The organism is Phycisphaerae bacterium, assembly GCA_018003015.1.
GTDB lineage: Bacteria > Planctomycetota > Phycisphaerae > UBA1845 > PWPN01 > JAGNEZ01.
In genome coordinates this window covers 1-11056 of the sequence record JAGNEZ010000114.1, presented here as the reverse complement: position 1 = coordinate 11056, position 11056 = coordinate 1, and the positions used below count along the sequence as shown (strand labels likewise).

The following is an 11056-nucleotide window of genomic DNA, read 5'->3' as shown; positions in this document are numbered from 1 at the left end:
GGAGCCTGAGCGGGGTGGAGTCCATCCTGTCGCTGCGGGCCATGTGGCTTTCCCAGGATGGCCGCTGGACGCAATACTGGAACACCCGCCCGGCCTACGGCGAGGCCGCCTAACGTGTCACGGACCCTTTTTCACGGGGTGGGCCGGGGGCGTATTCACAAACCGGTGGGGCCGGGGTAGACTGCGGTTTCACTCTTTGCAGGAGGATCTCCGATGTCCGACCAACGTTTGACGCGCAGGACATTCATCACCCACACCCGGGACGCCGGCTTGGCCGTTGTCGGGACGATCGGTCTGGCGGGCGTCGCCGGCGGCGGGAGCGGCGGTCGTGGAACCCTGCTGGCCGCCACCCAGCGGCGCGGGATCGGCCCGAACGACCGGATTTCGATCGGCTGCATCGGCGTGGGCGACCGCGGCTTTGGAGCCCTAATGCAGGAAATCAAGGGCGAGGCCGCCAAGCACAACGTCGAGATCACCGCGGTGTGTGACGTCTGGAAGCCGAACCTGGAGCGGGCGGCCGCCAAGGCCAAGGAGTGGTTTGGCAAGGAGCCGCGCCAGTTCACCCGTTTCGGCGAGCTGCTGGCTCTCAAGGAGGTGGACGCGGTGACCATCGCGACACCGGACTTCGCCCATACCCCGATCATGATCGAGGCGCTCACGGCGGGCAAGGACGTGTACGTGGAAAAGCCGATGTCGATCGAACTGGCCGGTGCCAACCAAGCCCTTGACCTCGCCCGCAAGAACGAGCGTGTCGTCCAGGTCGGCACGCAGCGGCGAAGCGACGGCCGATTCAAGGCGGCGGCCAAGGAATGGGCCTCGGGTGGGCTCGGCATGCTGAACCGGATCTCGGCCGCCATGTACGTCAATCAGCCGCGCTGGGCTCGGGCCTTTGACGACTGCAAGCCGGCGGACGTGGACTGGGATGCATACCTCTTGAACCAGCCCAAGCGGCCGTTTGACGCCCGCCTGCTCCGGCGTTGGCAGATGTACCGGCTGGGGACCAACGGTCTGGCCGGCCTATGGATGGTTCACTACTCCGATTCGGTGAACATGATCACTGGAAGCACGTACCCGGCCTGTGCCGTGGCCCACGGGGGGCGGTATGTCTGGGAGGACGGTCGGGAACATGACGACACCTTCCACGCCATTCTCGAGTACCCGCTGGGCAAGGGTTTTCTGATGGACTGGGCGATGGGTCTTGGGAACTCGACCGGCGTGCATTTCACGCTGCACGGTGCCGAGGGGACCATGGACCTGGAGGCCTGGACGGTTTCCTCGGCCGGCGGGAAGGCCGGCCGCAAGGCGGAGACCCGCAAGATGAAGGCTGAGGCGGGGGAGTCCCACATGGGCAACTGGCTCGAATGCCTTCGCACTCGCAAGCGGCCGAACGCGGACATCGAGTACGGCCACCAGCATTCGGTAGCCACGATCCTGGCCGCCCTGGCCCGCGAGACCGGCCGTCGGCAGGTGTATGACCCGATCAAGCGCGAGATCACAGGGGTGTGACCCATGATCCGGACACGCCGTGATTTTCTTCGTGGGTCTGCTGGCCTGGCGGGGGCCATGTTCCTGAATCGGACAAGCCGAGGAGAGGCCATGCTATCCGTCAAGATCGCTCGGATTCAGACCTTCCCCGTGGTCTACCCCACCGCAGGCCGGTTCAAGTTCTTCGAGGGCCCGCGGGGCGAGCCGCTGGGACGGCAGACCGTGGTGGTGAAGATCACTGCGGAGGACGGATCCATCGGCTGGGGCCAGAGCGTGCCCACGCCGAAGTGGAGCTACGAGACGCTCGAGACCGTCCAGTCCACGATAGATCGATATCTGGCGCCGGTTCTGATCGGCCGGGATGCCTACGACATGGACGGCGTGCACGCAGCTATGAATGCCATCATTGCTCCCTCTTTCTCCACCGGCCAGCCGATCTGCAAGGCGGGGATTGACCTTGCCCTGTTCGATCTGACCGGGCGGCTGCTCAGGCAGACCGCCGCCCAGCGCTGGAAGCGGAAGGGGCGGAAGCGCATCACCGTAAGCTGGACGCTCAATCCCAAGACGCTGGACGATGTTCCCGGTCTGATTGAAGAGGGTCGCAAGCGTGGCTACCGCACCTTCAACGTCAAGGTGGCCCCGGATCCTGGGTTTGATGTGGAGTTGTGTCGGGCCGTCAAGAAGCTGGCTCCGGACGGGTTTCTCTGGGCGGATGCCAACGGCGGCTACGACGAAGTCACGGCTCTCGAGGTGGCCCCGAGATTGGCCGACGCCGGGGTGGCCGTTCTGGAGCAGCCGCTTCGCCCGAACCGGATCACCGGTCTGCAGAAGCTCAAGAAGCAGGGTGCTCTGCCCATCATTCTGGACGAGGGCTCGGTGCACTCGTCGGATCTGGAGGAGTTCATCAAGCTGGGCATGTGCGACGGGGTGGCGATGAAACCGGCCCGGTGTGGCGGCTTGACCGACGCCTGGCGGCAGATCGAGCTGTGCCAGAAGTGCGGGCTGATGGTTCTGGGCAGCGGCCTGACCGATCCGGACCTCTCGCTGGCCGCATCGCTGCTGCTCTATGGGGCATGCGATCTCAAGTATCCCGCGGCCCTGAATGGCCCGCAGTTCCTCAGTGGTACGATACTCAAGGAGCCCTTTCAGCCGACGAATGGCGAACTGGCCGTTCCGGGTGGTTTCGGCCTGGGAGTCGAGGTCGACGAGGCGAGGCTGGCGGAGTTGGCGTCTGGCCGGTAGCGCCTCGGCTGGTGCTCTCCAGCCGCACTCGGGTCCCCGTTGTCGCTCACGGCTCGCCGTCGATCGGAATTCCGCAAGCCTGCTTTCCCGGGAGAGGCGCGGGGTGGCGAGCGCCGCTGTACAATGCCCGGCCACGGCTCTTCGTGGGAGCCGCGTTTGCCGTCACTCTCGCTACCAGTCTGGAGGGCCGCTATGCGGCGCGATCTGCCGCGGAGTATTGGGTTCTGGGGCGGATCGGCCATCATGGTCGGCATCATCATCGGCAGCGGTATCTTCCGCACGCCGGCTTCCATCGCCTCGGAGATGGATAGTCCCGCCCTGATCCTGGCACTGTGGCTGGTCGGCGGAATCCTCTCCCTGTTCGGTGCCTTCACCTACGCCGAGCTGGGTACGATGTTTCCCCGCTCCGGCGGCATCTACGTCTTCATGTACGAGGGTCTGGGTGAGGTCGTCGCTTTCATCTTCGGCTGGACGTATGTGTTTCTGGGCAAGCCACTGGCGGCCGCCAGCATTGCCACAGTCTTCTCCGAGCATCTCAATCGGCTACTTGGTGTTCACTGGGACATCCGCTTCACGACCTGCACGCTGCTGGTCGTTCTTACGGCGATCAACACCGTGAAAGTGCAGTTGGGGGCGGGTGTCGCCATCTTCTTCACCGGTTTGAAGGTAATCGCCCTGCTCGCGATCATCGCCTTGGGCTTGCGGATGGCCGGCGACCACTACGGTCACCTGGGGCCGGCTCCTGCATCGAAGTCGGTTCTGGCCGCACTGGCTCCCGTGCTGGCGGCCGTGCTCTGGACCTATGACGGATGGAGCGACATTGCCTCCTGTGCCGGGGAGATCCGCGATCCCCAGCGGCTACTGCCTCGAATCCTCGTTTTCGGCACGGCTGCGACCGTTGTCATCTATCTGGGTGTGAACGCCGTGTACATGATGATGGTTCCACTGGAGGAAATGCGACACACCGCCGCCGTTGCTCCGCTGACCGTTCAGCGGCTCATCGGTCGGTCGGGTGATGTCATTGTCACGGTGCTGGTTTTGATTTCGACGCTGGGGGCCGTTCACGCTTCCATCATCGCCGGTGCCCGGGTCACGTTTGCCCAGGCTCGTGACGGTCTCTTCTTCAAGTTCCTCGGCCACATTCACCCAACCTATCACACTCCTGACGTGTCACTGTGGGCACAGTGTCTCATGTCCGCCATCAGCGCCGTGGCGGTTGGCACCTTTGAGCGGATGATCGGCGGCTTTGTCTTCGCGATGTGGATCTTCTTCGCTTTGGCGGCCGCTGCGGTGATCATTCTGCGCATTCGCCGCCCGGCCCTGCCCCGCCCGTACAAGTGTTGGGGCTATCCCTGGGTTCCCATCGTGTTCATTCTGTCGACCGCCTTCATGACTGTGCTGGCTGTCCTGGCCAGGCCGGGCGAGACGCTGGTGTGGCTGGTGATCCTCGCCGCGGGAGTGCCCGCGTTCTTCCTGTGGCGCCACTTCGTGCCGCGCGTTGAACACCCGGACTACGGAAGGATGAGCGGTGGCTGCCCATGTCCTGTTGATGAGAAAGGAGTCCCTCAATGACTGCGATTACCCGGCGGATGGGCTTGTGGATTCTGGTTCTGGCGAGCCCGCATTTCTCCGCCAGTGTGCTCGGGAAAGACGCGATCGTGTTGCACGTCAAACCGGGCGTCACAGCCGCGGGCGATACTTTTCCGTCGCTTCCGGCGGCGCGGGATGCGATTCGCGCCCACCGACAGAAAGGCGAATGGAATGACACCCCCATCACCGTGTGGGTCCACGCCGGCATCTACGACCTGGCCGAGCCGTTGGTGCTGACTGCCGAGGACGGCGGTTCGAAGGGAGCTCAGGTCACCTACGCCGCGTTCGAGAGTGACCATCCGGTGATCGGTGGTGGTCGCGTCATCACCGGTTTCAGGCCGGTCGAAAAGGACGGGAAGGAGCTCTGGGCCGCCGACATCGCCGCGGTGAAGGACGGCCGGTGGTTTTTCCGCCAGCTTTTCGTCAACGGGCATCGCCGGCCGCGAACCCGCCTCCCCAAGGAGGGCTTTTACACCTTCACCGGTCTGCCGGACATCAAGTCTGATACGGAATGGAACGTGGGTCAGAGGCAAGCCACTTTCAGGCCGGGCGAACTCAGGAGCTGGGACAACCTCCAGGACGTGGAGATCATCGCTCTGCACTTCTGGGTCGAGTCACACCTGCCCATTGCCGAGATCGACGAACCGGCCCACACGGTGAAGTTCGACGCCCCGAGCGTCTTCCGGCTCACCGAAGCCGGCGACCACAAGCAGATGGCCCGCTATTACGTCGAGAATGTCTTCGAAGCCCTGGATACACCCGGGCAATGGTACCTCGATCGCAAGGCCGGTACGCTCTACTACATGCCCAAGCCGGGCGAAACGCCGGAGAACGTGACCATCATGGCCCCCTGCCTGCCGCACCTCGTTCACCTTGAAGGCCAGTCGGATGGGAACCGGCCGGTGTCGGACGTTCAGTTCCGTGGTCTGACCTTCCGTCACACGGAGTGGTCGCTGCCGCCGGGCAAAGCAGGCGATGTCCAGGCTGCCAACAGCCTTCCGGGGGCGATCGTTCTGTCCCGTGCGGTCCGCTGCTCGATCACCGATTGCCGCGTGGAGCAGGTCGCTACCTACGCCATCGAGATCGGCGCAGGTTCTGAGGATTGCCAAGTCGTCGATTGCACATTGACCGATCTGGGAGCCGGTGGGGTGAAGATCGGCCACGATACCGCCCGCACGACGGTTGACAACAACGAGATCAGTCAAGCCGGGAGGATCTTCCACAGCGCCGTCGGGGTCTGGATCGGCAACAGCGGCGACAACAAGGTCACACACAACCACATCCACGATCTTTATTACACCGGAGTATCCGTCGGCTGGTCGTGGGGTTACGGTCCGAGCAAGGCGGTGCACAATGCGATCGAATACAACCACATTCACGACATCGGCCAGGGTCTGCTCAGCGACATGGGCGGCGTCTACACACTTGGTGTTTCCCCGGGTACAACGATCCGCTACAACCGGATTCACGATGTGGACGCTTTCTACTACGGCGGCTGGGGCATCTATAACGATGAAGGCAGTACGGACATCCTCATCGAGAACAACATCGTCTACCGCACCAAGCACGGCGGCTACCACCAGCACTATGGCAAGGAGAACAGGATCCGCAACAACGTCTTTGCATTCGCCAAGGTAGCCCAAATCATCCGCTCGCGTCCGGAACCGCACATCTCCTTCTCCTTCGATCACAACATCGTGTATTACAGCGAGGGCTCGCTCCTGGGGAGCAGCTGGGAGAACAACAACTACAAACTGGACTACAACTTGTACTGGCGGACGGACGGCGGGGCGATGGAGTTCGCGGGCGGCAGTTTCGATGACTGGAAGAAACGCGGCCAGGACGAGCACTCAGTCATTGCCGACCCGCTGTTCACCAATCCGGCTGCCGGTGACTTCACGCTCAAGCCCGACTCGCCGGCGGTCAAACTCGGCTTCAAACCGATCGACGGCAAGGGTATCGGCAGGAGGCCGTGATCGGGCTGTGGGCCACGGTGGTGGTGCCCACGAGCGGGGGCCCGTCCGAGTGTGGGGGAGTGGGTCATGGGGTGGAACACTCCCGAAAGGTGGTAGCCGAGGAGACGGTATCCGGCCGTTACGAGCCAATGCCGGGGAGCAAGGGTCCGTGCACGCGTGGGTGGCCAAACCGATGAGACAAGATAGGCGACGGTGGGCAGGCTTTCTCATCCTCACGCTGGCTACGGTCACGTCCGTCGTGCTGGCCGCCGGACTTCCGTATGCCGTGCCGGACATGGCTTGGTTGACCTACCTTTTCAAGCCCTTGAGTACGGCTCTGCTGGTGGTCACCGCCGCAGTGGGCTCGCCGTCCAGCCCCGGTCTTTATAGGTGGAGTATTGTTGCCGGACTGGTTTGCTCCCTGGCAGGGGACACCTTCCTGATGCTGCCCGGAGACTGGTTCCTACCGGGCCTGGTGAGTTTCCTCCTTGCCCACCTGTGCTATCTCGTGGCCTTCACCTCGGACTGCCCGGTCGCTCCTCGAAGGGTGCCGCTCGTGGCCTGGAGCATTCTGGGGGCGGCCTTGGTGTCGTTTCTCTGGGGCGACGTTCCGCGTGGCCTGCGCGCGCCCGTCGTTCTGTACACCGGGTTCATACTGGCGATGGCCGCCCAGGCCGCGGGCCGGGCGCTGGTGCTGAAGAAGCCAGGCGCGATCGTGGCCTGCGTTGGGGCCGCCTTGTTTGTCCTGTCGGACAGTGTTCTGGCCGTTGCTCGTTTCCAGGGCGGTTTTGCCTTCTCTGGGCTGTTGGTCCTGGTGCCCTATTTCGCCGGGCAATGGCTGATTGCGGTCTCAGTGACTTTCTGCGTCCGGACCGGTGGCTGTGGCGGGGAAAATGTCTCGGTGGCGTGACGGGCGTTCGTCCGGCGGTTGGTGTCATCCGCAACTTGACAAGCCCCGGTCAGTATAATAATGCACTGTGTTTGGGCGGACGGTCGCCGTTCGGGCGGGTGTCCCGTAATCGAGCGACACATCCCGCGCGTAACCGGGGTGAGGCTGTTCGCCTTCAGGTGTCTCATGAATCGATCGAGCCGTGTTTGCAGTGCGGTCGCGTTTCTGGGGCTGGGGCTGGTTGCCCTGATCGCCGAACGCGGGCATGCCCAGCAGAATCCGTCGGGCGGGTCTTCGGCGGCGGACAACAATCCCATGGGCTGGCAGGTCGACGCGTTGATGAAGCACGCAGTCAACCAGATCGCCCGCCAGTACAACCTGGACGAGAAGCAGCAGGAGTACACGCAGAAGCTGATGACTCAGCGGGTCAAGGGTTTCCTGCAGAACAACGAACGCGACCTGCGAATCCTGTTTTCGGAGTGGTGGGATTACCAGCTCGGCGGCCAGGCGCCGCCGCCGGAGGCGGCCAAGGATTTTGCCCGCCGGGCAGGGCCGCTGTTTGCCGCCATGCACCAGGAGATCATTGACGGCAATCTCAAGTGGCGGGAAATCCTGAACGAGGAGCAGCGCAAGCTTCACGATCGAGACATGGATGGAATCGACAAGGCTTTTCAGCAGTACGACAAGCAGTTTGAGCGTTGGGCCCGGGGCGAGTTCCAGCCTGGCGATTTCGGCTCGCGGGTCAGTTCGCAACCGCGCCCGATCATGAAGAGCGAGGATGCCTGGCAGTATTACGTTCGCCACTTCATCCAGGACTACCGTCTCGACGAAGGTCAGCAGCAGAGCGCGTACTCGGCGCTGCGGCGGATGCGGGAGGAGGCGGCCGCTTATCGTGATGCTCACAAGCAGGATTTTGCCGAGTTGGACGCCAAGTACAATGAACTCGCCGAGGCCGCACCCAAGACCGACCCGGAGGAACTCGAGAAGGCTAAACGCGCCCGCAAAGAACTCGACGGCCGCCGTGAGCGGCTTGAGAAGGAGATCAGCACCAACATGTTCGAGCGACTGAAGAAGGAGCTCGACGGTATCCCGCGCGATGATCAGCGCAGGGCCTTCCAGCAACGGCAGACGAACATCAAGGAGGTGGAGAAGAGGGCTCGAGCCGCCTTCACCGCCCGCACGCAGCCAGCCGCCGCCAGCCAGCCGGAAAGTCAGCCGGCCGCAGCCGACGCCCAGGCGACTCCTCCGAAGGAAGGCAAAGCGGCGGAGTAGAAGCGCCTGAGCGTCGGCGCGTCGGAACGTCGGCACGCCAGAACGTCGGCACGCCGAAACCTCGGCATCGAGGGTGGCCCCGCCTGTGACCTGTCGTCTCCTTCGATGGCCGCGAGGGGCGTTACTTTTCTGATCCGAGTCGAGCCAGGATGAGTTGCGTCGGGGCGCCGATGTCGACCACATGGACCCTGCCAAGATAGTGCCTTGCTGTCGGCCGTAAGTAGCCGGTCTTGGTGGCTAGGAAGGTGACGGTGTGGTTCGCTCGGATCGCAGCGCCGCCCGGCTCGCCGGTGTCGGCATCGAGGCCGGACGGCACGTCGACCGCCACGATCGTGGGACCGGCTAGGCTGTTGACCGCTTCGATGACCTTGGCCAGCAGTCCCTGGACCTGTCCGGCGAAACCGGTTCCAAGTAATGCATCAACGACGATGCTGCATTGCCGCCACGTACGAACCGCCGGAGCGAGGGACGATTCCGTCAGCGGCCGGATCCTGACGCCCATCCGAACCAGAACCGCATGGTTGGCGGCCGCGTCGCCGGCCAAGGTGCCGGGGTCACCCAACAAGACCACGCCGACTTGATAGCCGCGATGGATCAGGTGCCGGGCGATGACGAAACCGTCGCCGCCGTTGTTGCCCTTGCCGCAGACGACGGCCACGTGGTCGGGTCGTGGTTCTACTCGCGGCGAGGGTCGTGACTTGGACGGCGAAGACTCTGACACTCCCCGCCGCAGCCACCGCTCGATCAGATCGGCCGCGTTTCGCCCCGCATTCTCCATCAGGACCACGCCGGGGATGCCAAGTTGCTCGATGGCGTATCGGTCTACCGCCCGGCACTGTTCGCGAGTCAGCGTCGGTGTTTTCTTCATGATGGTCTCACTTCGCGTTCAGCCGTGGCGTTGCGTCGCGCCGAGTCGTGTGACGTTCCAAACACAGCTTTACGGGTGGTTGAGCATGCAACACTTGCTCCTGAGTCGCGCTCGCTTCTGGCATGCGGCCGCGTGGTATTCGGCGTGCGAGGGTGCAATCGCCGTTACCTCTGTCGGCTTGCCTCATCCACGTCGGACGCGGGACCGGTCAAATGTGCCGATGGGCTCGATGGCCGGACCGCTGGGCGACCTACCGTTTCACCCGGACCTCGGGCGGCCGTGACAGGACCGCGCCGTTGTCCTTAAAGGTCGTCATTTGTAGTCGTTCGGGCGAGACGTCGACGCGGATGACCGTGTCCGTTCCGCCCACTACGATGGGGTACGCCCGGCTCACGTCGGGTGGCAATTCGGCGTAGACGTGGGTATGGCCGCAGAGGATCAGGTCGATTCCCGCTTTGCTGAGCCTGGGGCTCCAGTTGTCGCGCAACCACGGGGCGCGGATGAACTTGGTGTCCTTGACCTCGGCCACAGGCGGGATGTGCAGCAGGCACACGCGGAAACGCGCGTTGAGGAACGCGGGGCTCTTGAGTTCCTGGTCGAGCCATTTGGTTTCCTGCTTGAGGTAGTCCTCGAAGGCCGCCAGCCCGCTGTATTCCGTGGAGTCATCGCCCTTGTCCTCCCCGCCGTCCAGCAGCAGGAAATAGACACCCCCATGGTCGAAGGAGTAGTAGTATCGTCCGCTTTCGGTGGGGAAGTAGTCGATGAGGTTGCGGGCCAGTGCTCCGCGCGTTTCGTGGTTGCCGCGAACAAAGACCAGCGGTATTCGTCCCGCGAAGAACTCCACACAGGGGTTGATGAAGTTCTGGAAGATCTGTGGTTCGTTCTTCGGGTCGTTCATGACGTCGCCCAGGGCGAACACGAGGTCCACGGCCTCCCACTTGACCGCCCCCAGGTCCTGTCGCAGCTTGGGTGCCCTGTCGTGGCGGTCGTTGAGGACACAAAACGAGAACGTCTCCTTCTTCGGGTCGAGGGTCGTGAACTGCCCTTCACTTCTGACGCTCGGCCCATACTTCACCTTGTAGGGGTTGAACTCGACGATCTCGGTGGAGACCGCGCGGTAGTGGCGGGTCGTTCCCGGGCTCAGGCCGCTGACCGTGATTCTGTGCAGCGTGGTGTTCGCATCGATCAGGCCGTGGTGGGCGCTGGTTGCGACGTTGGGCATCTCGTTCGCGGACGGACCGAACTGGAGTTTGGAGACACATGGTCTGTTGGTTGTCCAGACGACGGTCATGCTTGTTGGCGAAGGAGCCTGCAGGTACGGTCCGCCGACGATCCGCAGCGCCGGGGACGTAGCCGGTTGACTCGTCTCGGCCGCTTTCGCGACCAGGGTACACGCGAGCACGACGCCCAATACGCGGAGGGATGGGTATAGGCAGATCATGACCGGGAGTATAGCCGGCCGCGGCTCGCCCGCCCATCGAGCGTGAGGTGGCCTGAGGGTGTTTCCGGGTGTGGCATGCGGGTCGGCGGGGACGGCGACCGCCGCGGCAGAGTCATCTGGGATCGCTGCTCGGGACCTGCAGCCGGGCCGTCCCCCAAAGAGAGAGGCACCCGATCGGGTGCCTCGTGCTCTGCTGTCGCGTGTTTTCCTGGTTGGCGACGGTCTGGGTTCGCCGCCGTGATCCGGACTACGCCCGCGGGTGGGCGTCGTCATAGGCCTGTTTCATCCGGGCGGTGGTCACGTGGGTGTAGATC

General features: G+C 63.7%; 8 protein-coding genes. 6 read left to right on the top strand and 2 right to left on the bottom strand.

Features of this window, described 5'->3' with window-relative positions:
- The first annotated feature begins 213 nt into the window (after nt 1-213).
- The 6 genes from KA354_24425 to KA354_24400 all read left to right on the top strand — a co-directional run bounded on the left by KA354_24425 (nt 214) and on the right by KA354_24400 (nt 8433).
- The gene (locus tag KA354_24425; GenBank protein MBP7937798.1) at nt 214-1506 is read left to right on the top strand and encodes a Gfo/Idh/MocA family oxidoreductase; all 1293 of its coding nucleotides are present in this window, start codon (nt 214-216) and stop codon (nt 1504-1506) included.
- 90 nt (nt 1507-1596) lie between these two features.
- Complete coding sequence (locus KA354_24420) at nt 1597-2727, top strand: mandelate racemase (GenBank protein MBP7937797.1); 1131 nt, start codon at nt 1597-1599, stop codon at nt 2725-2727.
- A gap of 192 nt (nt 2728-2919) precedes the next feature.
- The gene (locus KA354_24415; protein MBP7937796.1) at nt 2920-4299 is read left to right on the top strand and encodes an amino acid permease; all 1380 of its coding nucleotides are present in this window, start codon (nt 2920-2922) and stop codon (nt 4297-4299) included.
- On the top strand, nt 4296-6293 hold the full coding sequence (locus KA354_24410; protein ID MBP7937795.1) for a right-handed parallel beta-helix repeat-containing protein: 1998 nt from the start codon (nt 4296-4298) through the stop codon (nt 6291-6293). Before KA354_24415 ends, KA354_24410 begins: the two co-directional genes overlap by 4 nt.
- 172 nt (nt 6294-6465) lie before the next feature.
- Nucleotides 6466-7182, top strand: coding sequence for a lysoplasmalogenase (locus KA354_24405; protein ID MBP7937794.1), 717 nt, complete (start codon nt 6466-6468; stop codon nt 7180-7182).
- A gap of 165 nt (nt 7183-7347) precedes the next feature.
- Nucleotides 7348-8433 (top strand): hypothetical protein, encoded by a 1086-nt coding sequence (locus tag KA354_24400; protein ID MBP7937793.1) that lies wholly within the window; start codon nt 7348-7350, stop codon nt 8431-8433.
- A 121-nt stretch (nt 8434-8554) separates the two neighbouring features.
- Here the strand turns inward: KA354_24400 and KA354_24395 are convergent, their stop codons facing one another.
- Nucleotides 8555-9301, bottom strand: a complete 747-nt coding sequence (locus KA354_24395) for an NAD(P)H-hydrate epimerase (GenBank protein MBP7937792.1) — start codon at nt 9299-9301, stop codon at nt 8555-8557.
- 250 nt (nt 9302-9551) lie between these two features.
- Entirely contained in the window at nt 9552-10742 is a 1191-nt protein-coding gene (locus tag KA354_24390) for a metallophosphoesterase (GenBank protein MBP7937791.1), read from the bottom strand.
- Nucleotides 10743-11056: the final 314 nt, after the last annotated feature.

Coding starts and splice junctions, on each gene's coding strand:
- KA354_24410 (MBP7937795.1), top strand. CDS start 4,296: ATGACTGCGATTACCCGGCGGATGGGCTTGTGGATTCTGGTTCTGGCG.
- KA354_24390 (MBP7937791.1), bottom strand. CDS start 10,742: ATGATCTGCCTATACCCATCCCTCCGCGTATTGGGCGTCGTGCTCGCG.
- KA354_24425 (MBP7937798.1), top strand. CDS start 214: ATGTCCGACCAACGTTTGACGCGCAGGACATTCATCACCCACACCCGG.
- KA354_24405 (MBP7937794.1), top strand. CDS start 6,466: ATGAGACAAGATAGGCGACGGTGGGCAGGCTTTCTCATCCTCACGCTG.
- KA354_24415 (MBP7937796.1), top strand. CDS start 2,920: ATGCGGCGCGATCTGCCGCGGAGTATTGGGTTCTGGGGCGGATCGGCC.
- KA354_24400 (MBP7937793.1), top strand. CDS start 7,348: ATGAATCGATCGAGCCGTGTTTGCAGTGCGGTCGCGTTTCTGGGGCTG.
- KA354_24395 (MBP7937792.1), bottom strand. CDS start 9,301: ATGAAGAAAACACCGACGCTGACTCGCGAACAGTGCCGGGCGGTAGAC.
- KA354_24420 (MBP7937797.1), top strand. CDS start 1,597: ATGCTATCCGTCAAGATCGCTCGGATTCAGACCTTCCCCGTGGTCTAC.